The sequence below is a fragment of the Kitasatospora sp. GAS1066B genome, assembly GCF_041262605.1.
In the GTDB taxonomy this organism is placed as follows: Bacteria; Actinomycetota; Actinomycetes; order Streptomycetales; family Streptomycetaceae; genus Kitasatospora.
Genome location: NZ_JBGCCO010000017.1, coordinates 15,748 through 42,419, shown reverse-complemented (window position 1 = coordinate 42,419; position 26,672 = coordinate 15,748). Strand labels below are relative to the sequence as shown.

Genomic DNA, 26,672 nt, shown 5'->3' with positions numbered 1-26,672 from the left:
ACGTGGCAGCACCGCAGAACTACCTCGCAGTCATCAAGGTCGTCGGTATCGGCGGCGGCGGTGTCAACGCCATCAACCGGATGATCGAGGTCGGTCTGAAGGGCGTCGAGTTCATCGCGATCAACACCGATGCCCAGGCCCTCCTGATGAGCGACGCCGACGTCAAGCTCGACGTGGGCCGCGAGCTGACCCGGGGCCTCGGCGCCGGCGCCAACCCCGAGGTCGGCCGCAAGGCCGCCGAGGACCACCGCGAGGAGATCGAGGAGGTCCTCAAGGGGGCCGACATGGTCTTCGTCACGGCCGGCGAGGGCGGCGGCACCGGCACCGGCGGCGCGCCGGTGGTCGCCAACATCGCCCGCTCGCTCGGCGCGCTGACGATCGGCGTGGTCACCCGCCCGTTCACCTTCGAGGGTCGCCGCCGGGCCAACCAGGCCGAGGACGGCATCGCCGGGCTGCGCGAGGAGGTCGACACCCTCATCGTGATCCCGAACGACCGGCTGCTCTCCATCTCCGACCGCCAGGTCAGCGTGCTGGACGCGTTCCGCTCGGCCGACCAGGTGCTGCTCTCCGGTGTCCAGGGCATCACCGACCTGATCACCACCCCGGGCCTGATCAACCTCGACTTCGCCGACGTGAAGTCGGTCATGTCGGACGCCGGTTCGGCGCTGATGGGGATCGGCTCGGCCCGCGGCGAGGACCGGGCCAAGGCGGCGGCCGTGATGGCCATCTCCTCCCCGCTGCTCGAGGCCTCGATCGACGGTGCGCGCGGCGTGCTGCTCTCCATCTCCGGCGGCTCCGACCTCGGCCTCTTCGAGATCAACGAGTCGGCCCAGCTGGTCAGCGAGGCCGCGCACCCCGAGGCGAACATCATCTTCGGTGCGGTGATCGACGACGCGCTCGGCGACGAGGTCCGGGTCACCGTGATCGCGGCCGGCTTCGACGGCGGCCAGCCGCCGGCCATCGTGCGCGACCCGGTGGTCAAGGCGACCCCGGCGGCGCCCACCGAGCGTCCGACCACCCGGCCCTACGGTCAGATGGGCTCGGTGACGGGTCGTTCCGAGGACGGCGGCAGCACGGCGTCGGCCGCGGCCAAGGCCGACACCGCGCACGCTGCGCCGGTGCCGCCCCAGGTGCAGCCGTCCCGACTGCCGTATGTGGACAGCCAGGCCGAGGAGTTGGACGTCCCGGATTTCCTTAAGTAATTTGTAGGAATTTCCAGAATATTCTGCGGGGCTCGATGCCCACTCCGGCCGATGAGGCCGGAGTGGGCATCGTCGTGTGTGATAGGCAGTGAATATGACGAACCAGCAGTTCACCGGGCTTCCGGCAGCCGACCGCCTCGCCGAGCTCCGGGCCGGCCTGGCGGCCGTCGAGCACCGGATCGAGGCCGCCTGTGCGGCGGCCGGCCGGCCGCGCTCGGCGGTGGCGCTGATCGTGGTGACCAAGACCTACCCGGCTTCGGACACCCGGCTGCTGGCCTCGCTCGGCGTGCGCGAAGTGGCCGAGAACCGCGACCAGGACGCCGCCCCCAAGGCCGCGCAGTGCGCCGACCTGCCGCTGACCTGGCACTTCGTCGGACAGTTGCAGACCAACAAGGTGCGCTCGGTGGTGCGCTACGCACACCATGTTCACTCGGTCGACCGGGAGCGGCTGGTCACAGCGCTGGCTGACGCGGTGTCGAAGGCCGAACGGCCGCCGCTCGGCTGCCTGGTACAGGTGGCGCTCGACGCCGAGCAGCGCGGCGAGGGAGCGCAGGGCCGGGCCGGGGTGGCTCCGGAGCAGGTGCTCGCGCTGGCCGACAAGATCGCCGGGACGCCGGGCCTGCGCCTGGACGGGGTGATGACGGTGGCTCCGCTCTCCGGCCCGCTGGCCGGCGACCCGGCGGCCGCGTTCGAGCGCTTGGCGGAAATCGCAACCGGCGTACGCGCGGCCCATCCTGCTGCCACGATGGTCTCGGCGGGAATGAGCAATGACCTGGAGCAGGCGATCGCGGCCGGAGCGACACATGTACGCGTCGGTACGGCGGTGCTCGGTGCGCGGTCGCGGCTCGGGTAACGTCACCGGGTAGTAGATCAGACTGCAGGACAAATCAGGACAATGCACCGATTCGTCCTGCGGTCGCCAAACTGAAATGCTTGGCAACCCAAATCGTGGATCGTATGTCCGCGGCCACGCTCATGAACTGACGGACCATCGGCACAGAGTAGCCGAGATCTGACGGGATGTGAGCGGACCGCGGGTCCGGAAGCCCACCGTACTCGACGGGAGCGGGTTTCGCGGGCCCGGCCGGTGACGAAGCCGATCCACCACAGAGCGGAGGACAGGAGCATGGCCGGCGCAATGCGCAAGATGGCGGTCTACCTCGGCCTCGTGGAGGACGAGACGTACGACGGCCAGGGTTACGACCCGGACGACGACTACGACACGGACCCCGAGCCGATCCGGACCGGGCGGACCGAGGACATTCCCCGGCCCGCCGCAGCCGCCCCGACGGCACAGGTCGCCTCGATCGCACCCCAGCCGGTGCCGGCCGCGGTGCCGATCCGGCAGGACCCGCCGCGGATGGCCCCCGTGTCGTCCATCACATCCGAACGCCGTCAGAACCTGGAGAAGAGTGCGCCGGTGATCATGCCCAAGGTCGTGAACGAGCGGGAGCCGTACCGCATCACCACGCTGCACCCGCGGACCTACAACGAGGCCCGTACCATCGGGGAACAGTTCCGTGGCGGGACCCCGGTGATCATGAATCTGACCGAGATGGACGACACGGACGCGAAGCGGCTCGTAGACTTCGCGGCTGGACTCGTCTTCGGTCTGCACGGCAGTATCGAGCGCGTGACGCAGAAGGTGTTCCTGCTGTCTCCTGCTAACGTCGATGTCACGGCGGAGGACAAGGCTCGGATCGCCGAGGGTGGGTTCTTCAACCAGAGCTGACCCGGCCACGACGTCATGTGTGGACCTGATGGACAGTGAGTGACCCAGCAGTCGCAGAACAGTAGTCGCAGAACAGTAAGAGCAGTTCAAGAGCAGGCAGAGCCGGAAGAAGCTGGGAGAGGGATACCCGATGGGGATCGTGGGGGCAGTGCTCTACTACGCACTGACCGTCTTCCTGGTGATTCTGTTGTTCCGCCTGGTCATGGACTGGGTCTTCCAGTTCGCCCGCTCGTGGCGACCCGGCAAGGCCATGGTGGTGGTCCTGGAGGCCACGTACACTGTCACGGATCCGCCACTGAAGCTTCTTCGGCGGTTCATCCCGCCGTTGCGTCTCGGGGGCGTGGCGCTCGACCTGTCCTTCTTCGTACTGCTGATCATTGTGTATTTCCTGATCTGGCTCGTGCAGCAGCTGCCGTGATGAGCGATGCGGCGGGATGCCAGTGTGCCGACGATCACGTTGAGGTGAAGAGATGCCGTTGACCCCCGAGGACGTTCGGAACAAGCAGTTCACGACCGTCCGCCTGCGCGAAGGCTATGACGAGGACGAGGTCGACGCCTTCCTCGACGAGGTCGAAGCCGAACTCACCCGGCTGCACCGCGAGAACGAGGACCTGCGGGCCAAGCTGGCCGCCGCGACCCGGGCCGCCGCGCAGAACCAGGCGAACATGCGCAAGGAGCAGCCGCAGGACGCGCCGCGTCCCGGTGGCCCCGTGCCGGCGGCCATATCCGGCCCGCCGGTCCCCGGCCAGCAGGGCCCGGGCCAGCAGCAGCCGCAGCAGCAGATGGGCGGCCAGCCGCTGGGTCTGCCGTCCGGCGCTCCGCAGCTGCCGCCCGGCCAGGGCGCGCCGATGCAGGGCCAGATTCCCGGCCAGCAGCAGATGCAGCCCATGCAGCAGATGCAGCAGCAGGGCATGCCGCAGCAGCAGATGGGCACCATGGGCGGCCAGCAGCAGCTGGTGCAGCCGATGGGTGGTCAGATGCTGCAGCCGATGGGCGGCCAGATGCAGCAGCAGATGGGCCAGCAGCAGATGGGCCAGCAGGGCATGCCGCAGCAGATGGGCACCATGGGCGGCCAGCAGCAGCTCGCCCCGATGGGTGGTCCGCTCGGCCAGCAGATGGGCGGCCCGCTCGGCGCTCCGATGCAGCAGCAGGGCCCCGGCGGCGACAGCGCGGCCCGCGTGCTCGCGCTCGCTCAGCAGACCGCTGACCAGGCGATCTCCGAGGCCCGTTCCGAGGCCAACAAGATCGTCGGCGAGGCCCGCAGCCGCGCCGAGGGTCTGGAGCGCGACGCCCGTGCCAAGGCCGACGCGCTGGAGCGGGACGCGCAGGAGAAGCACCGCGTCGCGATGGGCTCGCTCGAGTCGGCGCGCGCCACGCTGGAGCGCAAGGTCGAGGACCTGCGTGCCTTCGAGCGCGAGTACCGCACCCGCCTGAAGTCCTACCTGGAGACCCAGCTGCGCCAGTTGGAGTCGCAGGCCGACGACTCGCTCGCCCCGCCGCGGATCCCCGCCACCGCCTCGCTGCCGCCGGCCGCGTCGTCGATGGCCTCCACCGGCGCCCCGTCCTTCGGCGGTCAGCCGTCCTTCGGCGGGAACCAGTCCTTCGGTGGCAACCAGTCGTTCGGCGGCGGCAACGCCCCGTCCTTCGGTGGTCAGCCCTCGGGCAACGGCGCGCCGCAGATGGCCCCGGCCGGGATGACCCAGCCGATGGCCGCGGTCCGCCCGCAGCCGCCGCAGCCCATGCAGCCGATGCAGCAGGCCCCGGCGCCGATGCGCGGCTTCCTGATCGACGAGGACGGCGACAACTAAGGTCTCCGTCACACCGAGGCGCGTGCCCCGGGCTCCTGCGCTGAGCCTGGTGTGCGCGTCCCGGTGTTCCACACGCATGAGGGTGCCCCCACCGTGCCGCGGTGGGGGCACCCTCATGCGTGTGGTCAGATGCCCCGGATCAGGAGCCGGCTCTTCGGGAGCGTGGCCGCGTAGGCCTTGAGGTCTTCGGGATCAGAGGTCAGGATCGCGGCGCTTCCGTAGCGGGCAGCGGTCATGACGACAAGAGCGTCGACCACATCGGGACGCTTCTTGGGTGGCAGTGCGGCCTGGCCCAGTATCACGCCGACGCGCTTGTACTGGTCGAGGTCGTAGTCGGTGACCACCTCGCAGTCCTTCAGGTACATCCCCAGCGTGAACTCGGTCGCGGCGCCGCGCCGCCAGACCTGTGCCACGACGGGGCCGGGCACGATGGGAGTGTGGGAGCGGAGCACGCCACTGTGGAAGCTGGCGACAGCGGAGCTGCGGTTGGCGAGGCCGATGAGCATCCCCGTGTCGTAGACGACGGCCTCGGTCATGCGACGTCCCGGTGGCTCTCCGGAGCAAAGAACGAGTTCAGCTGCTCGTGGACCTCCAACTCCAGCTCAGGATCGACCGGGATCGGCTCGGGTTGCGCTGCCTCCATCGCAGCGATCTCCGCGTCGATCTCCGCGAAGATCTCCTTCTCACGGTTCTTCCTCCGCACGACCTCCATCGCGGCGGACGTCATGAAGGAGGAGACGTCCTCACCGAGCTGGGCGGCGGTTCTCTTGATCTGCTCGGCAACGTGGTCGTCCATCGAGATCGAGAAGCGGGTCTTGGCCATGCAGAAAACGTAACACCGTGTGTGATTCTGCTCCAAGGGAGAAGCGCGACTGCCACTCCAACGAGTGGCAGTCGCGCTCCTGTCCGATTCGCTACGCCTTGCGCAGCTGGAAGGTCAGACCCGCGCCTTCGTCGGTGAAGCTCTCCGAGGCCCAGTCGGCTTCGCCGGCGGCGAAGTCGGTGGCCAGGACCTCGTCGGCGACCAGGGTGGTGTGTTCGGTGATCGCCGCCGCCGTCTCGGTGTCGGTGGACTGCCAGCGCAGCACGATCCGGTCCGAGACGTCCAGGCCGGAGTTCTTCCGGGCTTCCTGGATCTGGCGGATCGCGTCGCGGGCGGCGCCCAGCCGCCTGAGCTCCGGGGTGATCGCCAGGTCGAGCGCGACCGTGGCGCCGGACTCGTTGGCCACCGCCCAGCCCTCGCGCGGGGTTTCGGTGATGATCACCTCATCCGGTGAGAGGCTGACCGTCTCCTCGCCCATGACCACCGAGGTGGTGCCGGCGGCCCGCAGCTCGGCGGCCAGCACGGCGGCGTCCGCGGCGGCGACCGCCTTCGCCACCTCCTGCACGCCCTTGCCGAAGCGCTTGCCCAGCGCGCGGAAGTTGGCCTTGGCGGTGGTGTCCACCAGCGAGCCACCGACGGCCGCCAGCGACTCCAGGGTGGCGACGTTCAGCTCCTCGGCGATCTGCGCGCGCAGGTCGGCGGGCAACTCCTCCCAGCCCTGGGCCGCGATCAGCGCGCGGGACAGCGGCTGACGGGTCTTCACCCCGGACTCGGCGCGGGTGGCGCGGCCCAGTTCGACCAGGCGACGCACCAGCGCCATGTGCCGGGACAGCGCACCGTCGATCAGCGACTCGTCGGCCACCGGCCAGGAGGCCAGGTGCACCGAGGCCGGGCCGTGCGGGTCGACCGGCACCACCAGGTCCTGCCAGACCCGCTCGGTGATGAACGGGGTCAGCGGCGCCATCAGCCGGGTGACCGTCTCCAGCGCCTCGTGCAGGGTGGCGAGCGCGGCGGCGTCGCCCTGCCAGAACCGGCGACGCCCGCGCCGCACGTACCAGTTGGAGAGGTCGTCGACGAAGCCGGAGAGCAGCTTGCCGGCCCGCTGGGTGTCGTAGGCCTCCAGTGCGGCATCCGTCTCGCGGACCAGGGTGTTCAGCTCGGAGAGCACCCAGCGGTCCAGCTGCGGCCGGTCGGCGGGGCGCGGGTCCGAGGCGCTCGGCGCCCAGCCCGCCGTGCGCGCGTACAGGGCCTGGAAGGCGACGGTGTTCCAGTAGGTGAGCAGGGTCTTGCGCACCACCTCCTGGATGGTGCCGTGCCCGACCCGGCGGGCCGACCACGGCGAGCCGCCGGCGGCCATGAACCAGCGCACCGCGTCCGCGCCGTGCTGGTCCATCAGCGGGATCGGCTGCAGGATGTTGCCCAGGTGCTTGGACATCTTGCGGCCGTCCTCGGCCAGGATGTGGCCCAGGCAGACGACGTTCTCGTAGGACGACTTGTCGAAGACCAGGGTGCCGACAGCCATCAGCGTGTAGAACCAGCCGCGGGTCTGGTCGATCGCCTCGGAGATGAACTGGGCCGGGTAGCGGCTCTCGAACAACTCCTTGTTCTGGTACGGGTAGCCGTACTGCGCGAACGGCATCGAGCCCGAGTCGTACCAGGCGTCGATCACCTCGGGCACCCGGACCGCGGTGCCGGAGCAGGTGCGGCAGGCGAAGGTGACGTCGTCGATGTAGGGGCGGTGCGGGTCCAGCTCGCTCTGGTCGGCGCCGGTCAGCTCGCTCAGCTCGGCCAGCGAGCCGACGCAGGTCAGGTGGCCCTCCTCGCAGCGCCAGATCGGCAGCGGGGTGCCCCAGTAGCGGTTGCGGGAGAGCGCCCAGTCGATGTTGTTGTTCAGCCAGTCGCCGAAGCGGCCGTGCTTGACCGTCTCCGGGTACCAGTTGGTCGCCTCGTTCTCGCGGATCATCGCGTCCTTGACGGCGGTGGTCCGGATGTACCAGGACGGCTGCGCGTAGTAGAGCAGCGCGGTGTGGCAGCGCCAGCAGTGCGGGTAGCTGTGCTCGTACGGCAGGTGGCGGAAGAGCAGGCCGCGCGCCTGGAGGTCGGCCACCAGGGTCTCGTCGGCCTTCTTGAAGAAGACGCCGCCGACCAGCGGCACATCGGCCGCGAAGGTGCCGTCGGCCTCGACCGGGTTGACCACCGGCAGGCCGTAGTTGCGGCAGGTGGCGAGGTCGTCGGCGCCGAAGGCGGGCGACTGGTGCACGATGCCGGTGCCGTCCTCGGTGGTGACGTACTCGGCGTTCAGGACGTAGTGCGCGTCCGGGATCTCCACCAGGTCGAACGGGCGGCGGTAGGCCCAGCGCTCCATCTCGGCGCCGGTGAACGACCGGCCGGTCACCTCCCAGCCCTCGCCGAGCGCCTTGCCGACCAGCGGCTCGGCGACCACCAGCTGCTCGTTGCCGTCGGTGGCCACCACGTAGGTGACCTCGGGGTGCACGGCGGCGGCGGTGTTGGAGACCAGGGTCCACGGGGTGGTCGTCCAGACCAGCAGCGCGGCCTGGCCGGCCAGCGGGCCGCTGGTCAGCGGGAAGCGGACGAAGACCGAGGGGTCGACCACGGTCTCGTAGCCCTGGGCCAGCTCGTGGTCGGACAGGCCGGTGCCGCAGCGCGGGCACCACGGCGCCACCCGGTGGTCCTGGACCAGCAGGCCCTTGTCGAAGATCTGCTTGAGCGACCACCAGACCGACTGGATGTAGGACGGGTCCATGGTCCGGTACGCCTCGTCGAGGTCGACCCAGTAGCCCATCCGCTCGGTGAGCTTGGTGAACTCGCTGGTGTGCCGGGTCACCGACTCGCGGCACTTGGCGTTGAACTCGGCGATCCCGAACGCCTCGATCTCCGGCTTGCCGGAGAAGCCCAGCTCCTTCTCCACGGCCAGCTCGACCGGCAGGCCGTGGCAGTCCCAGCCGGCCTTGCGGGCCACGTGGTAGCCCTTCATGGTCCGGTAGCGCGGGAAGACGTCCTTGAAGACCCGGGCCTCGATGTGGTGGGCGCCCGGCATGCCGTTGGCGGTCGGCGGACCCTCGTAGAACACCCACTCGGGGCGACCCTCGGACTGCTCCAGGCTCCTGGCGAAGATCTTCTGGTCACGCCAGAAGCTCAGGATGCCGTGCTCGAGGACGGGCAGGTCGACCTGGGCGGGGACGGGGTTGTACGTGCTCACTGCGCCTCCGGCGGATGCGTGGACGGGCATTCCGACGGAGGGACGAGACGGCCAGGCGTCCCGCGGTACCACCCTCCTTGGCCGCCGCGACCTGCCGACGGCCCACTCCTTGGGCTTGCTGCCGGGTCTAGTAGGCCGCTCTCGCGGCCGTTCTTCCGGCGGCTCCGGGGTGATCTTCCCGCCGCGCACACCCCCGGGCTCGCACCGTCCCCGGGTCGCTCGTGGCTGCGTACGTCGGTACTCGTCCCATCTGCGCCTTGCCGGCCCAGTCTATAGGGCGGCGCAAGGCCATTTGCGCCATTGCCGCCGCACGTCACCGCGCGCCCGGGCGGTTAGGAAGTGACGATCTGGGCACAACTTTGTCAATGCCCAGGCACGGAGCTTCCTCGGCCGTGCCACCCCGGCTGCCCGGGTGGGAACACCGAGGGTATCGGTATGTCCCGTTGTGACCTGATTCGTTCAGGATTATCGTTCCGGCACCGGAGGCCGACGGGAACCGTCGGCCGTAGTCATTCGTAGATGGGGTCGAGCCATGGCTGAGAAGGCAACGGGCACGGGCACCGCCACCAGGCGGGCCCGAAAGGCCGTGGCGGGCGACCAAGGGGAGGGTTCCGTGACCACGACACGGCGGAAGACCAGCACCACCACCGGACGCGGCGCGGTGACCAGCCGTAACCACACCCCCGCCGCCACCGGCGCCCGGGCGGCGGTCGCGGCCGGCGCCGAGGCCGTCGACCCGGCCGACCTGCCGGTCCGCCCGGGCGAGGAGCCCTGGACGGCCGTCGAGGTCGCCGAGGTGCACGCCGAGCTCAACGGCGAGCTGGTCCGGCTGCGCGACGAGATCGACGCCGCCGAGGCGGCGATCACCGGCCTGATGCGCGACTCCAACGACGGGGCCGGCGACGACCAGGTGGACGCCGGCACCAAGAACATCAACCGGGAGAGCGAGCTGGCGCTGGCCAACAACGCCCGCGACATGCTCGATCAGACCGAGCGCGCGCTGCTCCGGCTGGAGGGCGTGGGTTTCGGGGTCTGCGAGTCTTGCGGCCAGGCGGTCGGCAAGGCCCGGCTGCAGGCCTTCCCGCGGGCCACTCTCTGCGTCTCCTGCAAGGCGAAGCAGGAGCGTCGCTGACCACGGCGGTCGAGGGGCGGTCGCCCCTCGGGGTCGAGTCGTCGCGGGCACCGCGTGCCGTACGCTCGACCCCGTAACGTCGGCCCTTCTCTCTCGGCAGCGGAGCGGATCATCACTACGCCAGGTTCTCCCCAGACCCAGGACGAGCCCACCGGGCCCGCCGAGGCCGCGGTGTCGGCGCCGACCATGCCGGTCGAGCCGACTGAGTCGACCGAGCAGGCTGAGCCGGCCGGTGCGAGTGCCGTCGGCGGGTCGGCCGCGGTGCGCCGTCGCCGGCTCGGGGTGCTCTTCTCGGTGGCGCTGCTCGCCTACCTGATCGACCTGAGCAGCAAGCTGCTGGTGGTGGCCAGGCTGGAGGGCCGTACGCCGATCAAGGTGATCGGCGACATGGTGACCTTCCAGGTGATCCGCAACCCGGGCGCGGCCTTCGGCATGGGCCAGACCATGACCGTGGTCTTCACCCTGATCGCGGCCGCCGTGATCGTGGTGATCTGGCGGATCTCGCGCCGGCTCTACAGCCTGCCCTGGGCGATCGCGCTCGGCCTGCTGCTCGGCGGGGCGCTCGGCAACCTGACCGACCGGTTGTTCCGCGCCCCCGGGGTACTGCGCGGCCACGTGGTCGACTTCATCTCGGTGCAGCACTTCGCGGTCTTCAACCTGGCCGACTCGGCCATCGTCTGCGGCGGCATCCTGGTGGTGCTGCTCTCGTTCCGCGGCAGCAACCCGGACGGGTCGACGCACAAGCCCGCTCCGAAGGGCGAATAGCGCCGTCGGTCGGTGCGGCATACTCGTACGGGTGAGTACCGCAGCGCAGATCCGTACGCTTCCCGTCCCCGACGGCCTGGAGGGCGAGCGTCTCGACGCCGCCCTCGCCCGCATGTTCGGTCTCTCGCGCACCAAGGCGGCCGAGCTGGCCGCCGAGGGCAAGGTCCGGATCGACGGTGCGACGGCCGGCAAGTCGGACCGGGTGATCGCCGGATCCTGGCTGGAGGTCGAGATCCCCGCGCCCGCCGCACCCGTGCAGATCGTCGCCGAGCATGTCGAGGGCATGCGGATCGTCCATGACGACCAGGACATCGTGCTGGTCGACAAGCCGGTCGGGGTCGCCGCGCACCCGAGCCCCGGCTGGACCGGCCCGACCGTGATCGGTCACCTGGCCGCCGCCGGCTACCGGATCTCCACCTCGGGGGCCGCCGAGCGCCAGGGCATCGTGCACCGCCTGGACGTCGGCACCTCCGGTCTGATGGTGGTCGCCAAGTCCGAGCGCGCCTACACCGACCTCAAGCGCCAGTTCCACGACCGGATCACCTCGAAGACCTACCACACGCTGGTCCAGGGCCACCCCGACCCGATGAGCGGCACGGTGGACGCCCCGATCGGCCGGCACCCCAGCTCGGACTGGAAGTGGGCGGTGACCCGCGAGGGCAAGCCCTCGATCACCCACTACGACCTGATCGAGGCCTACCGGGCCGCCTCGCTGCTGACGATCAAGCTGGAGACCGGCCGCACCCACCAGATCCGGGTGCACATGTCGGCGCTGCGCCACCCGTGCGTCGGCGACCTCACCTACGGCGCCGACCCGACGCTCGCCAAGCGGCTGGGGCTGGCCCGGCAGTGGCTGCACGCCGTCTCGCTGGGCTTCGAGCACCCGGGGGACGGCCAGTGGGTGCAGTTCGACAGCGAGTACCCCGAGGACCTGCGCACGGCCCTCGACGTCATCGCCGCCGAGAGCTGAGGCCCCCCGATGGAGAGCCCGGCGATGGAGATACGGACCGCCCGCACCGAGGGCGAGGTCGCGCTGGCCAAGCAGGTGCGGCACGAGGTCTTCGTGGTGGAGCAGCAGATCCCGGCCGAGCTGGAGTACGACGAGCTGGACGCCACCTCGACCCACCTGGTCGCGCTCGACCAGGGCGGCCGCCCGGTCGGCGCCGCCCGGCTGATCAGCGGCGAGCAGGCGCTGGCCCTGACCGGCGTCAAGGGTCGGGTGCTGCTCGGGCGGCTCGCCGTGCTCAAGCCCGCCCGGGGCACCGGGCTGGGCGCGGCCCTGGTCGGCGCCGTCGAGCGGGCCGGGCGCGAGCTGGGCGCCACCGAGTGCGAGCTGCACGCCCAGGTCCAGGCGATGGGCTTCTACGAGCGCCTCGGCTACACCGCCGAGGGCCCGGTCTACGACGACGCCGGGATCCCGCACCGCACCATGGTCAAGGTCTTCTGACCCGATCCCCCTGCTGGTCCGTCAGGCCGCCCCATTACTCTGGGGCGGCTCTGCACTGACCCGAACGGGGGATCTTGATGCGTTACCTGGTGCGTGACCGGATGTTCGCCTTCCACGAGGAGGCCTGGATCGAGACCGAGCACCGCGAGAAGGTCTGGCGGGTCAACAAGAAGCTGCTCCGGTTCCGCAGCACCTTCACCTTCGTGGACACCGACGGCACCGTGGTGGGCTCGATCGTCAAGAAGTTCTTCACCGTCCACCACACCATCCTGATCAAGCACGACGGCGAGGTGATCGCCAAGATCAGCAAGAAGCTCTTCAAGCTCTTCGGTGACCGCTTCAAGGTCAAGCTGCGGGACGGGCGGCGGCTGAAGGTCGTCGGCAACCTGTGGGACCGCGAGTTCGACATACGCGCCGAGGGCACCACGCTGGCCCACGTCTCGCGGCGCTGGTTCACCATCAGGGACGCCTACGCGGTGGACGTGATGAGCCAGCCGGATGCCTATCTCATGATCATCCTGGCGGTCTGCGTGGACCACATCCTGCAGGACGCCAAGGGCGAGAAGCTGACCAACTTCTGACGGCCGACCCCGGAGTGGCCGGCGGAGAAAGCCGGCAAAGCGTAAGAAATGGGCAGTTCGTCGCCGCCGGGCCGCCCTCCTGGCTGATTCTCAGAAGCCACGGATACGATCGCTATCCATGGACCTCCCCGGCCGCTGGCGGCGCTCGCGCACACGGAGCATGTTGACGCGCCGCCGGCTGCTGGCCAGCACGCTGGCCCTGCTCGTACTGGTCGGGCTCGGCGCGGTGAACGCCATCGCCAACACCCCGGTGACGGTCCGTCAGCAGGACCAGTTCCTCGCCATGCCCCAGGCGCCCGGCAGCGCCGAGCAGGTCTCGATCGACACCTCCTTCTTCACCACCGGCAGCAGCCCGCGCCCGGCGGTGCTGCTCGCCCACGGCTTCGGCGGCAGCAAGACCGACGAGGCGGACGAGGCCCGCAAGCTGGCCCGCTCCGGCTACGCCGTACTCACCTGGTCCTCGCGCGGCTTCGGGCACTCCACCGGGCAGATCGGCCTGGACTCGCCGGACGGTGAGGTGCAGGACGTCAAGCACCTGGTCGACTGGCTGACCGCCCGGCCCGAGGTGCTCAAGGACAAGCCCGGCGACCCGGTGGTCGGGATCACCGGCGCCTCCTACGGCGGCGCCATCTCGCTGCTGGCCGCCGCCGCGGACCCCCGGATCAAGGCCATCGCGCCGCGGATCACCTGGTGGGACCTGCCGCAGGCGCTCTTCCCGCAGAACGTCCAGGGCAGCAGCCCGGTCGACGGGGTCTTCAAGAAGCTCTGGGCCGGGATCTTCTTCACCGACGGCTCGGCCGGCGACCTGACCGCCTCCACCACCGGCAAGCCGGCCCCCTCGGAGAACACCACGGGGCCGGTGGGCTGCGGCCGCTTCACCCCCGAGCTCTGCGCGATGTACAACCGGGTGGCCACCGCCGGGCGGCCCGACGCCGCCGCGGTCGCGCTGCTCGCGAAGTCCAGCCCGTCGAGCTACGCCTCGCAGATCAAGGTCCCCACCCTGGTGGTCCAGGGCCAGCAGGACTCGCTCTTCCCGCTCGACCAGGGCGACGCGATGGCCAAGGCGATCGCCGCCAACGGCGCGCCGGTCTCGGTCGACTGGTTCGACGGCGGCCACGACGGCGGCACCGAGACCAGCGACCGGGTGGACGACCGGGTGATCTCCTGGTTCGACCATTATTTGAAAAATCGCGGCCTGAAGCATCAGAGCAACGACACCGGGCCGACCTTCCGGGTCACCCGCACCGGAGGCGTGGACTCCACCGGCTTCCAGGTGGTGCTGCGCGGCGCCGACGGCTCCCGCTACCCCGGCCTGGACGGCACCGCCGACAGCTCCGTCCAGCTGACCGGCCGCCCGCAGACCATTGCCAACCCGCCCGGCGGCGCACCGCCCGCGATCTCCACCGTGCCAGGGCTCGGCGCGCTCGCCCAGGCCGCCCAGCTGGGCGTCGGCATCTCGATCGACTTCCCCGGCCAGAACGCCGCCTTCGACTCGGCCCCGCTCAGCTCCGGACTCCAGCTGACCGGCAGCCCCACGGTGAGCCTCACCGTGCACGCCGACCAGCCCGACGCGGTGCTCTTCGGCAAGCTCTACGACGTCGGCCCCGACGGCAAGCAGACGCTCCCCGAGCAACTCGCCGCCCCGCTGCGGATCACCGGCGCCGACGCGCCCGACGGCAAGACCGTCACCGTCCGGCTGCCCGCCGTCGACCACGACTTCCCGGCCGGACACCGGCTGCGCCTGGTGCTCGCCAGCACCGACCTGGCCTACGCCTCGCCGAACCAGCCCGCCACCTACCAGGTGGGCCTGGCCAGCCCGCTCACCGTCCCCACCGACAACGCGCTGACCACCGAGGCCACCGCGCTGCCCGCCCGCACCTGGATCCTGCCGCTGCTCGCCCTGGCCGCGGCCGCCGTGCTGCTGCTGACCGGCCGTCGCCGCCGCGCGATGCCGCCGCCGGACCCGGCGCTCGCCGAGGTGCCGCTGCAGATCACCGGCCTGAGCAAGCGCTACAAGGGCGCCGCCGACCGCTACGCCGTGCGCGAGCTGGGCTTCACCGTCCAGCCCGGGCAGGTGCTCGGCCTGCTCGGCCCCAACGGCGCGGGCAAGACCACCACCCTGCGGATGCTGATGGGCCTGATCCGTCCCGACGAGGGCGAGATCAGGATCTTCGGCCACGCCGTGCGGCCCGGCGCCCCGGTGCTCTCCCGGGTCGGCGCCTTCGTCGAGGGCGCCGGCTTCCTGCCCCACCTGAGCGGCCGGGCCAACCTGGAGCTCTACTGGCAGGCCACCGGACGCCCCGCCGAGGACGCGCAACTGGCCGAGGCGCTGGAGATCGCCGACCTCGGCGAGGCGCTGGAACGCGCGGTGCGCACCTACTCGCAGGGCATGCGCCAGCGGCTGGCGATCGCCCAGGCCATGCTCGGCCTGCCGGACCTGCTGATCCTGGACGAGCCGACCAACGGGCTCGACCCGCCGCAGATCCGCGAGATGCGCGAGGTGATGATCCGCTACGCGGCCACCGGACGGACCGTCATCGTCTCCAGCCACCTGCTCTCCGAGGTCGAGCAGAGCTGCACCCACCTGGTGGTGATGGACCGCGGCCGGCTGGTCAGCGCGGGCGAGGTCGGCGAGATCGTCGGCGGCGGCGAAGTGTTGCTGGTCGGCACCCCCGCCGACTACCCGCCCGAGGAACTGGTCACGGCGGCCGACAAGGCGGCGGCGCTGCCCGGCGTCGCCTCGGTGGAGGTCGCCGGGCACGGGCTGCTGGTGCGGCTGGATGGCCTGACGGCCCATCAGCTGGTCGCCGAACTGGTCCGGCTGGACGTCCCGGTGGAGCGGGCCGGCCCGCACCGCCGCCTGGAGGACGCGTTCCTCTCGATGATCGGAGGGTCCGCGTGACCGGAACGCTTGCTGACCGAGCCGCCGGCTACCGCCCGCAGCACACCCTGCCGCTGCGGGTGGAGGCGCTGCGCCAGCTGCGCCGCCGCCGCACCCTGGTGATCGCGGCGGTGCTCTTCGCGCTGCCGTTCATCGTGCTGGCCGCCTTCCAGATCGGCGGCACGCCCACCCGGCCCGACCAGACCACCTTCGTGACGCTGGCCACCGCCTCGGGACCCAACTTCGCGGCCACCCTGCTCTTCATGGGCACCGGCTTCATCCTGGTGATCCCGGTCGCGCTGTTCTGCGGCGACACGGTGGCCGCCGAGGCCGGCTGGTCCTCGCTGCGCTACCTGCTGGCCGCCCCCGTGCCCCGGGGCCGGCTGCTCGCCAGCAAACTCACCATCGGGCTGCTCTTCTCGGCCGCCGCGATCGTGCTGCTGCCGCTGGTCGGCCTCGGGGTGGGCACCGCCGCCTACGGCTGGGGCGACCTGCGGCTGCCCACCGGCGGCAGCCTGCCGGCCGCCGAGGTGCTGCCGCGCCTGGCCATCGCGGTCGGCTTCGTGATCCTCAGCGAGCTGGTGATCGGCGCGCTCGCCTTCTACCTCTCCACCGCCACCGACGCCCCGCTGGGCGCGGTCGGCGGTGCGGTGTTCCTGGCCATCATCACCGGCGTGCTGGACGCCATCACGGCGCTCGGCGGCCTGCGCGAGTGGCTGCCGGCGCACTGGCAGTACGCCTGGGCGGACGCACTGCAGCCGCAGCTGGAGTGGGGCGGGATGGTGCAGGGGGTCTCGCTCTCGCTCTCCTACGCGGCGATCCTGCTGGCACTGTCCTTCCGGGGCTTCGCGCGCAAGGACATCGTGTCCTGAGCGATCATTGGACGTCCCCCGACGTCTGCTGATGGAGTCCCCGTGGCCCAGATCCTGCTCCTCCACTCCGCCTACGGGCTGCGCCCCGCCGTGACCGCCGCCGCCGACCGGTTGCGCGCGGCCGGGCACACCGTCCACGTGCCCGACCTGTACGACGGCCAGGTCTTCGAGGACATCGAGGCCGGCCTGGCGTACCACGAGCAGGTCGGCACCGACGAGCTGCTGCGCCGGGCGATCGGCGCGGCAGCCCCGCTGCTGACCCCCGGGACCCGGCTGGTCTACGCGGGCTTCTCGCTCGGCGGCGCGCTCGCCCAGAACCTGGCACTGGCCGACGAGCACGCGCTGGGCCTGCTGCTGCTGCACGGCACCTCGGACGTGCGGGACGAGGCCGTGGCGGAGATCCCGGTGCAGCTGCACGTGGCCGAGCCCGACCCGTTCGAGACCGAGGACTGGCTGAACGCCTGGTACCTGCGGATGCGCAAGGCCGGTGCCGAGGTCGAGGTGCACCGTTACCGGGGCGCCGGGCACCTGTTCACCGACCCTGAGCTGGCCGACTACGACGAGGAGGCGAGCGACGCGGCGTGGGCGGCGTCGCTCGCCTTCCTGAGCGAGCTGGACTCCTCGCTGGCGCCCTAGGTCCTGTCCGGCGGCTGACCGGGCGTCAGGGCGCCGGCGGGCCGTCCTGCGGGCGCGGCGGGTAGCCGTACGCCGGGGGAGTGGCCGGCGGCGCCGGCGGCATCGCGGGGGGCTGGGCCGGCGCCGGGGGCTGCATGGCGGGTGCGGCCGGTGCCGGGTAGCCCGGGGTGGGCTGCGGCGGGATCGGGGCACCGTAGCCCTGGGCGGGCGGCCCGCCGAAGCCGGGAGCCGCCGGCGCGCGGCCGGGGCCGGGCGGCGGGGCGAACTGCGGGGCGAAGCCGGCCGGGGCGCCGGGGCCGGGCAGGGCGGGGGCACTCTTGCTCTTGACCGTGGCGGCCACGATCACCGCGAAGAGCACCCCGAGCACGGCCTGGCCGATCACGTCCAGGTTGAGCAGCAGGTTCGATCCCGGCGAGGAGAACTCGTGCCGGGACTCGGAGTTCCCGGTCAGCTGCGCCACCACGGACATCACGTCGCTGTAGACGGCCACCAGCAGCACGGCGCTGCCGGCCGGGCGGACCCAGCCACCGCCGCTGAACGCCCCGATGATCATGGCGATCAGCCCGAGGTCGAACGCGGTGTTCCCGCCCACGTAGTAGACCGGGACGCCCTGGATGTAGTGGTCGTAGTTGATCCCCAGCGCGGTCGGCAGGTAGTTCACGCCGTCCCGGTTGAGGTCGAAGCCCAGGATCGCCAGGTCCAGCAGCAGGATCAGGATCAGCAGGACCGCCAGCCCGGGCAGCGCCGCGGCGCGCGGCCCGGCCGGCGCCCGCTGTGGCGTCGGAAAGCCTCCGACCGGCGGCGCATAGCTCATCGTCTCCCCCTCGAGGTGGGCGCGCCGCAGCCGTGCCACGGAATCTCGCGCGCGCCGAGACTAGCGCGCCGACGGGCAACCGGGGAACGCGGTCCGCTGGCTGCCCGTCAGACGTCCGGCTTCGAGGCTCAGGCGCTCCAGGCCGCCGGGCCGAGCAGCGTCTTCACCTCGCTGGCGAACGCGGTGTCCGGGTTGACCAGGAACCCCAGCTCGTAGAGCACGTCCCGCTGCCGACTGGTCGTCATCAGCCGCACCGGCACGTCGCCCGGGTGGGCCTGCAGCGTGAGCTTGAGCTCGCGCACCATGTTCGGGGTCACCTTGGGGTAGGGCACGGTGATCTGCACCGGCGGCTTGCCGCCGTGCTCGGCCGCCGAGATGTCCAGACTGGTGATCTCCTGGCCGAAGATGCTCAGCGCGCCGTCCCGCTCGTTGAGCCGGCCGCGCACCGAGATGACGTTGTCCTCGATCATCTGATCGGCCATCAGGTTGTAGGTGGCCGGGAAGAAGAGCACCTCCACCGAGCCGTCGCGGTCGGCCAGCGTGATGATCGCCCAGGCGTTGCCCGCCTTGTTGATCCGCCGGTCCACGCCGGTGATCAGACCGGAGAGCCGGACCTCGCCCTCGGTGCGGCCCGAACCCATCAGCTCGGCGATCGAGACGTCCCGGTTGCGGGCCAGGATGTGCTCGGCGCCGTCCAGCGGGTGGCTGGACACGTAGAGCCCGAGCATCTCGCGCTCCAGGCTGAGCAGTTGGCGGCGCGGCCACTCGCGGTCGGTGAGCTCGAAGTCCAGGCCGATGGTCGGGGTGTCGTCCCCCGTGTCCAGCGCGCCGAACAGGTCGTCCTGCCCGATCGCCTGCTGCTTCTTCACTCCGGTGACGGCATCGATCGCCTGCTCGTGCACGGCGACCAGCGACTGGCGGGTGTGGTTCAGCGAGTCGAAGGCACCGGCCTTGATCAGCGAGTCGACGGTGCGCTTGTTGCAGGCGACCAGCTCGACCTTGTCCAGGAAGTCCGCGAAGGAGGTGTACTTGCCCTTCTCCTTCCGGGTCTTGATCAGCGACTCGATCACCGGCACGCCGACGTTGCGCACCGCCTTGAGGCCGAACCGGACGTCGCTGCCGACGGCGGTGAAGTCGACCACGGACTCGTTGACGTCCGGTGAGAGGATCTTGATGCCCATCTGGCGGCACTCCGCCAGGTAGATCGCCATCTTGTCCTTGTCGTCGGCGACCGAGGTGAGCAGCGCGGCCATGTACTCGGCGGGGTAGTTCGCCTTGAGGTAGGCGGTCTGGTAGGAGACCAGCCCGTACGCGGCGGAGTGCGATTTGTTGAACGCGTAGCCGGCGAACGGGACCAGCACGTCCCACACCGCCTGGATGGCCTCGTCCGAGTAGCCGCGCTCGTGGCAGCCCGCGTGGAACGGGACGAACTCCTTCTCCAGGACCTCCTTCTTCTTCTTGCCCATCGCGCGGCGGAGCAGGTCCGCCTGTCCGAGGCTGTAGCCGGCCAGCACCTGGGCGGCTCGCTGCACCTGCTCCTGATAGACGATCAGGCCGTAGGTGGGGCCGAGGACCTCCTTGAGCGGCTCCTCCAGCTCCGGGTGGATCGGGATGATCTCCTGCTGGGCGTTCTTGCGCAGCGCGTAGTTGGTGTGCGAGTTCATGCCCATCGGGCCGGGCCGGTACAGCGCCGAGACGGCGGAGATGTCGGCGAACTCGGTCGGCTTCATCAGCTTCAGCAGCGCGCGCATGGGGCCGCCATCGAGCTGGAAGACGCCCAGGGTGTCACCGCGGGCGAGCAGTTCGTAGGTGGTCGGGTCGTCGATCGGGATCTTCTCGATGTCGACGTCGACGCCGCGGTTGGCCTTCACGATCTTGATGCAGTGGTCGATGATGCCCAGGTTCCGCAGACCCAGGAAGTCCATCTTGATCAGGCCCATGGCTTCGCACGACGGGTAGTCGAAGCCGGTGATGATCACGCCGTCCTTGTCCCGCTTGTGCAGCGGGATCAGTTCGAGCAGCGGGGTGGAGGAGAGGATCACGGCGGCGGCGTGCACGCCGGTGCCGCGGATCAGGCCCTCGATGCCGATACCGGTGTCGATGATCTTCTTGACGTCCGGCTCGTTGGCGTACATCGTGCGGATCTCGGTGCCCTCGTTGTAGCGAGGGTGCTTCTCGTTGAACAGGTCCGCCAGGGGCACGCCCTTGCCCATCACGTCCGGCGGCATCGCCTTGGTGATCCGGTCGCCCATGGCGAAGGGGTAGCCGAGGATGCGGCTCGAGTCCTTCACGGCGGCCTTGGCCTTGATGGTGCCGAAGGTGTTCACCTGGGCGGTGTACGCCTCGCCGTACTTCTCGGTGACGTAGCGCACCATCTGGTCGCGCTGGCGGTCGTCGAAGTCGATGTCGACGTCCGGGGGGTTGATGCGCTCGGGGTTCAGGAAGCGCTCGAAGAGGAGATCGTGCTCCAGCGGGTCGAGCTGGGTGATGCCGGTGAGGTAGGCGACCATCGAGCCGGCCGCCGAGCCACGGCCGGGGCCGACGGGGATGCCGTTGTCCCGGCCGTACTGGCAGATGTCGGCGACCACGAGGAAGTAGGCGTCGAACCCCATCGGGGTGATGACGCCCATCTCCAGCTCGATCCGGTCCAGCACCTCCTGGCTGGGGTTGTCGCCGTAGCGGCGCTGCAGGCCGGCCTGGATCTTCTGGCGGAGGAAGGAGGCCTGGGTCTCGCCCTCGGGTACGTCGAACTGCGGCATGCGGTCGACGTAGTCGAAGACCTCGCCGTACGGCTGGATCCGCTCGGCGATCCGCAGCGTGTTGTCGCAGGCCTCCGGCAGCTCGCTGAACAGCTCGCGCATCTCGGCCGGCGTCTTGATGTAGTAGCCGGAGCCACCGAACTTGAGCCGGTTCGGGTCGTCCTTGTTCTTGCCGGTGCCGACGCAGAGCAGGTTGTCGTGGGCGTCCGCCTGGTCCTCGGTCACGTAGTGCGAGTCGTTGGTGGCGAGCAGCGGCAGGCCGAGCTGCTTGCCCAGGCGCAGCAGGTCGGCGCGGATGTCCCGCTCGATGCCGAGACCGTGGTCCATCAGCTCCAGGAAGAAGTTCTCCTTGCCGAAGATGTCCCGGTAGGTGGAGGCGGCCTCGATCGCCTCCTCGTACTGCCCGAGCCGCAGCCGGGTCTGGACCTCGCCCGAAGGGCAGCCGGTGGTGGCGATGATCCCCTTGGCGTGCTGGGCCAGCAGCTCGCGGTCCATCCGGGGCTTGGTGTAATAGCCCTCCATCGACGCGAGCGAGGAGAGCTTGAAGAGGCTCCGCAGCCCGTCGGCGTTCTCCGCCCACATCGTCATGTGGGTGAAACGACCGCCACCGGAGACGTCCTTGCCGCCCTCGCCGTCCGTGTTGGCCGGCCGCTTGCCGCCGGGGGACCAGAACACCTGCTTCTTGTGGAAGCGCGACTCGGGGGCGAGGTACGCCTCGATACCGATGATCGGCTTGACCGAGCTGCCCTTGGACTTCTGGAAGAACTCGTATGCCCCGAACATGTTGCCGTGGTCGCTCATCGCGATCGCGGGCATCCCCTGACGCTCGACCTCGGCGAACAGCTTGCTGTTCTTCGCCGCCCCGTCGAGCATCGAGAACTCAGTGTGAACATGCAGGTGCACAAAGCCATCTGGCACAGGGGTCTCCAGTCATCCACCGCCGGGAACATCCACCCTAATAGGGCGACGGGGGGAACCACGCCGCCCTCGAGGTGCCCGTGGGGGAGGAGGGGTATCCCGGCCCAGCTCAGCGGCGAGATCCTGGACTCGGCAGCGGTCCGGACCGATCAGCTGCCTGGGCGTGCCGCCTTCAGGACGCGCCCTGCGGTTTCGTCCTCGTCCAGCTTGAGGAGCGCTCCGATCAGGTACGAGCGCATCTGGTGGATCACCTCGCCCGGATCCGCGGTGACCGCGACCGGCTGGACCTCCTCCCGCATCGCAGGGTCCACCAGGGCCTGAGCCAGCACCTCCTGCGCGAGCTGCTCGGCCACCCAGTGGTAGGTGCGCTCCTTGAACGCGACCGTCAGGTGCAGGGACGGCTCGTCGCCGACCGTGTACGGGGAGTGGAGGTAGCCGCGCGGCAGCCAGAACACGTCGCCCGGCTCCAGGGTGTAGGTCGCCTTCGGCGGGGTGTTCGCCAGGAAGTGCAGCTGCTCCTCGGTGAAGCCGTTGGTGTGGTACGAGCCGTACTCCAGGACCGGGTTCGTCACGAACGGGTCGTGCACCGGCCAGGCCTTGCTGCCGGACAACTGCAGGATGAGCGTGACGTACGGGTCGTAGTGGTACTTGAGACCCTGCGCGCCGGCCGGTGTGAGGTAGGCGTTGACGTGGACGCCGTACCCGGTCTCGTCCTGCAGCTCGCGGTAGAGCTCGGCGATCGACGGGATGAGCGTCTCCAGTGCGCGTAACGAGATCGTCCCGCCGCTGTCCAGGTGGCCGCGCAGCGCTCCCTGTCGGGGCATGTCGCCGTCGGCGTAGCTGCTGCGCTCCAGGATCTTGCTGTCCTGGAGCAGCGAAACGTTGCGAGTGGCCAGGCAGTCGGAGTTGATCAGCCGGTCCACGTTGGTGAGCGTCAGCAGGTGCTCGAACGCGACGGGGTCGCGGTGGTATCGCCTGGGCTCGCGCGGCCAGCTGGTCAGGACTTCCTCGGGGTTGTCGATCAGTGACTTCAACGACATCGGGCACTCTCCTTGCCGGATGGGTGGGCAGGGGCATGGGGCGCCCAGGAATCGCTGGGCGCCCCACACCACTGCTGGTTGTGGGCTCGTCAGGCCTTGCGCTCCTGGGCGAGCCACGCTTCGGCGAAGCTGGTGATCTCGTCGCGGCTCATGCGCAGCTCGCGGCCCGCGCCTTCCGGCTTGGTGTCGCCCAGGGCGTAGCCGCCACCGGCCAGCTCGGCGACGCTGATGCAGTCCTCCATGGAGCCGTCGTTCGTCCCACCGCCGCACAACGCCGCGAACGGGCCGGAGACCGGGCGGTCATACAGGTTGTCGTTCATCGCTTCCTCCACCTTCTCGATGTCCACCGCGAGTTGGTATCCGCTCGCGGAGCTGTTGAGGTGATGCACTGGTCGATGGCCGGGCGGGCGCGGTGCCGTGGCGCGACTGCGCTGGGCCAAGCCGCCCAGATAGCGGGAGGCCGTGGAGGGCAGGACGAACTGCGCCCACACTCGCTTTCCGGCAGGTGTCTGCTCACTGCCGTGGCGGCTCGCCAGCTCGGCCACGATGCTCAGACCGCGGCCGTCCTCATCCGTCGTTTTCGCGATGCGCGGCTGCGGCTGTGCAGCACTTCCGTCGTGCACCTCGAACGTCAGCAGGAGCCTTGTCCGCTGGTAGTCGGTATACAGGCGGACGTTCACTGTTGGGCTGCTGCTGTGGCGAATCGCATTGGTCAGCAGCTCGGAGGCGACGAGGATCACGTTGTCCTGCTTGTCCTCGCTCGCGCCGAGGTCCCAGCGCTCCAGGGCCTTGGCCACGTTCAGGCGACCGACCCGGACCGAGCAAGGATCGCGGGGCAGTTGGATCTCGAATCGGTGGCGCTTCACTTCGGCTCGACCTCCAGGCCATGCTCGGTCCTGCCCCTGGTGGGGATTCGCCGCCGCTGGGTCACCGACTCCAGTTGGCGCTGCATCGGGTCCGCGCTGGTGGGGACCGGCCGCAAGCGGATCGGTACGGTGTCACCGAGGAAGCCGCTGGCGGCAGCGGCGAGATTCCGGCGCCGCCCAGCCTGCCCGAAGCTTCTCCGCATGATGACCTCCTGGTAGCGGCATCGCTGCTGACAGTTACGAGTCTGGCAGCGAAAAAGGCCTGAACTATCAAGGATTCTTGATAGTTCAGGCCTGTTGGCGGAATATCAGATTCCAGCCCAGTGAGCCAAGTTGGCGAGTGAGTCCGGGACTGTGCGCCGAGCCGATAGCAGGCCGGCGATGGTGTCCCGCGCGGTCGGGTGATAGCGGGTCTGCTGAGGGGCCACCTTGCGTGCCTTCAGCATGCTCGCCAGTGCGTCTTCGGTCTTTCCGGTCAGGAGCTCGGCACGGGCCACCTCCGAATAGTGGTGCGCGGCGCGGGAGTGTGCCCAGCCATCAGGAATGCGGATGCCGCGCGCGGTCTCCACCGCTCGGCCCGGCTGGTCGAGGTCGGCCAGGACGCTGACGTGATGCACGTCGACATTCACCGGGCTGAAGCTCAGCCAGTACACCTCGTCCGCCGGGCCGGTGAGGGCTGCGATCCGGCGTGCCTCGTGGATGTGCTGGATCGCCGTCGGCTCGTCCTTGGCCCGCGCTGCCACGACGGCGGCTCCGAGGTGAAGTTGGCCGGTGACCGCATCGCGGACGCGTCCGGCGGGCGCCTGGGCGAGGTGGTCGAGCCCGGTGGCGATGAGTCGTTGGCTCACCGCTGACTGGCTGGAGCGCATGTAGGCGAGGGTGCGGAGGTACTGGCGCACCCCAGACCACACAGGGTCGCTGGCTCGCTGTGCCGTCCACTCCAGCCGGTCCAGGGCAATGACGCTCAGGTCGGAGTAGCCGAGCTTCGTGGCCACGTCGTAGGCGGTGCGGTAAAGGGAGGCCAGAGTCAACCAGGCGGCATCGCTGGGCTCTTGGTAGCAGAGTGCCGTGGTCATCTCGATGAGCGCGGGCAGTTCTGCGGCGACCCGCTTCAGGTCGGTCTGCCGCATGCGCGCGCACAAGTTCTCGGACTTCCGGTGCAGTTCGGTCAGGGATTCCGGCTGGACATCGGCGATGACGCCCAGATCGTAGAGGTCGAGTGCATCACGGATCGGCTGGATCAGGCTGTCCAACTCGTCCTGTCGCAGCTCGGCCAAGTACGGCTGTCCGACCAGGTCCGCCACGGGCACGCGCAGTACCTGGGCCACCGCTGAAAGGAAGGAAGGGCTGGCCGGCACGACCCCTTGTTCAACCTTCGCCAACAGGCTGGAGGAGACCAGCGCGTGGTCGGCCAGTTCAACCTGGGTCAGGCGGCGCAACTTGCGGAACTTGGCGATCCGGGTCCCGGTGTGCTCTCCGTCGGGCTTGGACATCTGCTCCCCTTTCCCGTGCATCTACCGGGAACGGTACAGCAGTTGACAAGGGCGGGAGGGCTAGAAGCCGAGCGGCTATTTCGTATAATCCGCTATTTTATGAAAAGTCATCAGGTGGGTTGGTTTGCTGTTAGCTTCGAGATGTGAAGGCCAAGCCGGTGAAGCGGGCGTTCAAGTACCGCTTTCACCCCACCGATGAGCAGGCAGCCGAGCTGACCCGCACGTTCGGCTGTGTCCGCAGGGTCTACAACTTGGCATTGGACGCCCGCACAACTGCTTGGTCCCAGCGCCAAGAGCGAGTGAACTACAACGCCACCTCGGCGATGCTCACCGACTGGAAGAAGACGGCTGAGCTGTCGTTCCTCGCCGAGGTGTCGTCGGTTCCGTTGCAGCAGGCGCTGAGGCATCTGCAGGCGGCGTTTGCGAACTTCTGGGCAGGCTGGGCCAAGTACCCCCAGTTCAAGTCGAAGCGGAAGACGCGCAGGGCGGCGGAGTACACCAGATCCGGGTTCAGATTCCGTGACGGGTGTTTGACGTTGGCGAAGATGGCGGGCCCGCTGGACATCGTGTGGTCGCGCCCGCTGCCCGAAGGGGCGGAGCCCTCCACGGTTACCGTGTCACAGGACAGCGCCGGACGCTGGTTCGTGTCGATGCTGTGCGAGGACGTGAGCGTCAAGCCGCTGCCGGTCGTCGACGCGGTGGTGGGCATCGATGTCGGCATCACCGCGCTGCTCACTCTCTCCACTGGGGAGAAGATCGCCAACCCTCGATACGAGAGGAGGGAGCGCGAGCGACTGGCGAAGGCGCAGCGGAACCTCGCGAAGAAGGAGAACGGCAGCCGCAACCGAGACAAGGCCCGAGTGAAGGTCGCGCGCGTCCACGCGCGGATCGCCGACCGCCGTCGGGACGGCCTGCACAAGCTGACCACTCGACTCGTCCACGAAAACCAAGTGGTCGTGATCGAGGACCTGTCGGTCCAGAACATGCTGAGAAACCGCACACTCGCCCGTGCCATCAGTGATGCCGCGTGGTCGGAGTTCCGGTCGATGCTGGAGTACAAGGCCGGTTGGTACGGGCGAACGGTGATCACTGTCGAACGCTGGTATCCGTCGACCAAGACCTGCTCCGGCTGCAGGTACGTCAAGGCGAGCGTACCTCTGGGCGAACGCACGTTCCGGTGTGGGCGCTGCCCTCTTGTCCTCGATCGGGACGTGAATGCGGCCCGGAATATCAAAGCCGCCGGGCTGGCGGTGTTGGCCTGTGGAGCTGCTGTAAGACCCCAACGGAGGATTCCGAGAGGGCAGTCGGCGATGAAACAGGAACCCCGGCGGGCGACCGTCGCGGGACTCTCCGCTGCTTAGGGTGGCGAGGAAGTCAAGTAGTAGCCCTCCATGATCTCGTCGGTGTGGTCCTTGGGCCGATAGCGGAAGGCTGAGGCATGGTCGAGTCCAGGATTCCCGAGCGGCAGGCCCAGCTGCTGAAGCACGCGCAGAAGCTGACGCCGCCATCGGGCTGGAAGGTCGAGGTCTCCGGTGACGAGGTCATTGTGACGGCTGCTCCCTCGGTGATCCATCAGCGCAACCTGCTCATGGTGCGCGAGCAGTTCGACGCCCGTCGGCCGGCCGAGCTGATGCCCAGCGAGAACACCGACCTGGCGTCGCCGCACACCGGCAAGCTGCGCAA

At 69.6% G+C, this 26,672-nt stretch carries 24 protein-coding genes; 14 read left to right on the top strand and 10 right to left on the bottom strand.

Features of this window, described 5'->3' with window-relative positions:
- Positions 1 to 2: 2 nt before the first annotated feature.
- From ftsZ to ABH937_RS20085, 5 genes are all read left to right on the top strand, one after another.
- Positions 3 to 1,202, top strand: a complete 1,200-nt coding sequence (gene ftsZ / locus ABH937_RS20105; RefSeq protein WP_280687004.1) for a cell division protein FtsZ — start codon at positions 3 to 5, stop codon at positions 1,200 to 1,202.
- A gap of 94 nt (positions 1,203 to 1,296) precedes the next feature.
- On the top strand, positions 1,297 to 2,055 hold the full coding sequence (locus ABH937_RS20100) for a YggS family pyridoxal phosphate-dependent enzyme (RefSeq protein WP_370219000.1): 759 nt from the start codon (positions 1,297 to 1,299) through the stop codon (positions 2,053 to 2,055).
- Positions 2,056 to 2,328: 273 nt separating this feature from the next.
- Complete coding sequence (locus ABH937_RS20095; RefSeq protein WP_280687313.1) at positions 2,329 to 2,934, top strand: cell division protein SepF; 606 nt, start codon at positions 2,329 to 2,331, stop codon at positions 2,932 to 2,934.
- A gap of 130 nt (positions 2,935 to 3,064) precedes the next feature.
- On the top strand, positions 3,065 to 3,352 hold the full coding sequence (locus tag ABH937_RS20090) for a YggT family protein (RefSeq protein WP_266301002.1): 288 nt from the start codon (positions 3,065 to 3,067) through the stop codon (positions 3,350 to 3,352).
- 52 nt (positions 3,353 to 3,404) lie between these two features.
- On the top strand, positions 3,405 to 4,742 hold the full coding sequence (locus ABH937_RS20085) for a DivIVA domain-containing protein (RefSeq protein ID WP_370218999.1): 1,338 nt from the start codon (positions 3,405 to 3,407) through the stop codon (positions 4,740 to 4,742).
- Between the two features lie 125 nt (positions 4,743 to 4,867).
- Here ABH937_RS20085 and ABH937_RS20080 read toward each other — a convergent pair whose 3' ends face one another.
- From ABH937_RS20080 to ileS, 3 genes are all read right to left on the bottom strand, one after another.
- Positions 4,868 to 5,278 carry a hypothetical protein gene (locus tag ABH937_RS20080; RefSeq protein WP_370218998.1) on the bottom strand — a complete coding sequence of 137 codons (411 nt, stop codon included), beginning with the start codon at positions 5,276 to 5,278 and terminating at the stop codon, positions 4,868 to 4,870.
- Complete coding sequence (locus tag ABH937_RS20075) at positions 5,275 to 5,565, bottom strand: hypothetical protein (protein WP_370218997.1); 291 nt, start codon at positions 5,563 to 5,565, stop codon at positions 5,275 to 5,277. The genes ABH937_RS20080 and ABH937_RS20075 overlap by 4 nt, the downstream gene beginning before the upstream one ends.
- Positions 5,566 to 5,656: 91 nt before the next feature.
- On the bottom strand, positions 5,657 to 8,785 hold the full coding sequence (gene ileS, locus ABH937_RS20070) for an isoleucine--tRNA ligase (protein WP_370218996.1): 3,129 nt from the start codon (positions 8,783 to 8,785) through the stop codon (positions 5,657 to 5,659).
- A gap of 613 nt (positions 8,786 to 9,398) precedes the next feature.
- Here ileS and ABH937_RS20065 point away from each other — a divergent pair.
- The 8 genes from ABH937_RS20065 (at position 9,399) to ABH937_RS20030 (ending at position 17,099) form a co-directional block, all read left to right on the top strand.
- Positions 9,399 to 9,917 carry a TraR/DksA family transcriptional regulator gene (locus ABH937_RS20065; RefSeq protein WP_370218995.1) on the top strand — a complete coding sequence of 173 codons (519 nt, stop codon included), beginning with the start codon at positions 9,399 to 9,401 and terminating at the stop codon, positions 9,915 to 9,917.
- A 171-nt stretch (positions 9,918 to 10,088) separates the two neighbouring features.
- Positions 10,089 to 10,682 carry a signal peptidase II gene (lspA, locus tag ABH937_RS20060; RefSeq protein ID WP_370218994.1) on the top strand — a complete coding sequence of 198 codons (594 nt, stop codon included), beginning with the start codon at positions 10,089 to 10,091 and terminating at the stop codon, positions 10,680 to 10,682.
- Between the two features lie 31 nt (positions 10,683 to 10,713).
- Positions 10,714 to 11,652 (top strand): RluA family pseudouridine synthase, encoded by a 939-nt coding sequence (locus tag ABH937_RS20055; protein ID WP_280687012.1) that lies wholly within the window; start codon positions 10,714 to 10,716, stop codon positions 11,650 to 11,652.
- Between the two features lie 24 nt (positions 11,653 to 11,676).
- Positions 11,677 to 12,129, top strand: coding sequence for a GNAT family N-acetyltransferase (locus ABH937_RS20050; protein WP_280687013.1), 453 nt, complete (start codon positions 11,677 to 11,679; stop codon positions 12,127 to 12,129).
- A 77-nt stretch (positions 12,130 to 12,206) separates the two neighbouring features.
- Complete coding sequence (locus ABH937_RS20045) at positions 12,207 to 12,710, top strand: LURP-one-related/scramblase family protein (protein ID WP_280687014.1); 504 nt, start codon at positions 12,207 to 12,209, stop codon at positions 12,708 to 12,710.
- A 118-nt stretch (positions 12,711 to 12,828) separates the two neighbouring features.
- Positions 12,829 to 15,612, top strand: coding sequence for an alpha/beta fold hydrolase (locus tag ABH937_RS20040; RefSeq protein WP_370218993.1), 2,784 nt, complete (start codon positions 12,829 to 12,831; stop codon positions 15,610 to 15,612).
- Positions 15,609 to 16,463 carry an ABC transporter permease gene (locus tag ABH937_RS20035; protein WP_370218992.1) on the top strand — a complete coding sequence of 285 codons (855 nt, stop codon included), beginning with the start codon at positions 15,609 to 15,611 and terminating at the stop codon, positions 16,461 to 16,463. The genes ABH937_RS20040 and ABH937_RS20035 overlap by 4 nt, the downstream gene beginning before the upstream one ends.
- Positions 16,464 to 16,505: 42 nt before the next feature.
- Complete coding sequence (locus ABH937_RS20030; RefSeq protein ID WP_370218991.1) at positions 16,506 to 17,099, top strand: dienelactone hydrolase family protein; 594 nt, start codon at positions 16,506 to 16,508, stop codon at positions 17,097 to 17,099.
- 25 nt (positions 17,100 to 17,124) lie between these two features.
- Here the strand turns inward: ABH937_RS20030 and ABH937_RS20025 are convergent, their stop codons facing one another.
- The 6 genes from ABH937_RS20025 to ABH937_RS20000 all read right to left on the bottom strand — a co-directional run bounded on the left by ABH937_RS20025 (position 17,125) and on the right by ABH937_RS20000 (position 24,989).
- The gene (locus ABH937_RS20025; RefSeq protein ID WP_280687018.1) at positions 17,125 to 17,913 is read right to left on the bottom strand and encodes a hypothetical protein; all 789 of its coding nucleotides are present in this window, start codon (positions 17,911 to 17,913) and stop codon (positions 17,125 to 17,127) included.
- Positions 17,914 to 18,041: 128 nt separating this feature from the next.
- Positions 18,042 to 21,590, bottom strand: a complete 3,549-nt coding sequence (dnaE, locus tag ABH937_RS20020) for a DNA polymerase III subunit alpha (RefSeq protein WP_370218990.1) — start codon at positions 21,588 to 21,590, stop codon at positions 18,042 to 18,044.
- A gap of 149 nt (positions 21,591 to 21,739) precedes the next feature.
- Entirely contained in the window at positions 21,740 to 22,630 is an 891-nt protein-coding gene (locus tag ABH937_RS20015) for a JmjC domain-containing protein (RefSeq protein ID WP_370218989.1), read from the bottom strand.
- Positions 22,631 to 22,719: 89 nt separating this feature from the next.
- Positions 22,720 to 23,496 (bottom strand): ATP-binding protein, encoded by a 777-nt coding sequence (locus ABH937_RS20010; protein ID WP_370218988.1) that lies wholly within the window; start codon positions 23,494 to 23,496, stop codon positions 22,720 to 22,722.
- Entirely contained in the window at positions 23,493 to 23,699 is a 207-nt protein-coding gene (locus tag ABH937_RS20005; RefSeq protein ID WP_370218987.1) for a hypothetical protein, read from the bottom strand. The genes ABH937_RS20010 and ABH937_RS20005 overlap by 4 nt, the downstream gene beginning before the upstream one ends.
- A gap of 105 nt (positions 23,700 to 23,804) precedes the next feature.
- Positions 23,805 to 24,989: a helix-turn-helix domain-containing protein gene (locus tag ABH937_RS20000; RefSeq protein WP_370218986.1), complete on the bottom strand. Its 1,185-nt coding sequence runs from the start codon at positions 24,987 to 24,989 to the stop codon at positions 23,805 to 23,807.
- Between the two features lie 143 nt (positions 24,990 to 25,132).
- Here ABH937_RS20000 and ABH937_RS19995 point away from each other — a divergent pair, with 143 nt between their 5' ends.
- Positions 25,133 to 26,350: an RNA-guided endonuclease InsQ/TnpB family protein gene (locus ABH937_RS19995; protein ID WP_370218984.1), complete on the top strand. Its 1,218-nt coding sequence runs from the start codon at positions 25,133 to 25,135 to the stop codon at positions 26,348 to 26,350.
- Here ABH937_RS19995 and ABH937_RS19990 read toward each other — a convergent pair.
- Complete coding sequence (locus ABH937_RS19990; RefSeq protein WP_370218983.1) at positions 26,347 to 26,655, bottom strand: hypothetical protein; 309 nt, start codon at positions 26,653 to 26,655, stop codon at positions 26,347 to 26,349. The two genes, ABH937_RS19995 and ABH937_RS19990, sit on opposite strands and share 4 nt — an antisense overlap.
- Positions 26,656 to 26,672: the final 17 nt, after the last annotated feature.

Bases quoted from the DNA above. Each gene is read 5' to 3' on its own strand.
- ABH937_RS20025 (WP_280687018.1), bottom strand. From the start codon at position 17,913: ATGAGCTATGCGCCGCCGGTCGGAGGCTTTCCGACGCCACAGCGGGCG.
- ABH937_RS20015 (WP_370218989.1), bottom strand. From the start codon at position 22,630: ATGTCGTTGAAGTCACTGATCGACAACCCCGAGGAAGTCCTGACCAGC.
- ABH937_RS20000 (WP_370218986.1), bottom strand. From the start codon at position 24,989: ATGTCCAAGCCCGACGGAGAGCACACCGGGACCCGGATCGCCAAGTTC.
- ABH937_RS20080 (WP_370218998.1), bottom strand. From the start codon at position 5,278: ATGACCGAGGCCGTCGTCTACGACACGGGGATGCTCATCGGCCTCGCC.
- ABH937_RS20075 (WP_370218997.1), bottom strand. From the start codon at position 5,565: ATGGCCAAGACCCGCTTCTCGATCTCGATGGACGACCACGTTGCCGAG.
- ABH937_RS20005 (WP_370218987.1), bottom strand. From the start codon at position 23,699: ATGCGGAGAAGCTTCGGGCAGGCTGGGCGGCGCCGGAATCTCGCCGCT.
- ABH937_RS20100 (WP_370219000.1), top strand. From the start codon at position 1,297: ATGACGAACCAGCAGTTCACCGGGCTTCCGGCAGCCGACCGCCTCGCC.
- ABH937_RS20095 (WP_280687313.1), top strand. From the start codon at position 2,329: ATGGCCGGCGCAATGCGCAAGATGGCGGTCTACCTCGGCCTCGTGGAG.
- ABH937_RS20090 (WP_266301002.1), top strand. From the start codon at position 3,065: ATGGGGATCGTGGGGGCAGTGCTCTACTACGCACTGACCGTCTTCCTG.
- ABH937_RS20045 (WP_280687014.1), top strand. From the start codon at position 12,207: ATGCGTTACCTGGTGCGTGACCGGATGTTCGCCTTCCACGAGGAGGCC.
- ABH937_RS20050 (WP_280687013.1), top strand. From the start codon at position 11,677: ATGGAGATACGGACCGCCCGCACCGAGGGCGAGGTCGCGCTGGCCAAG.
- ABH937_RS20085 (WP_370218999.1), top strand. From the start codon at position 3,405: ATGCCGTTGACCCCCGAGGACGTTCGGAACAAGCAGTTCACGACCGTC.
- ABH937_RS20040 (WP_370218993.1), top strand. From the start codon at position 12,829: ATGGACCTCCCCGGCCGCTGGCGGCGCTCGCGCACACGGAGCATGTTG.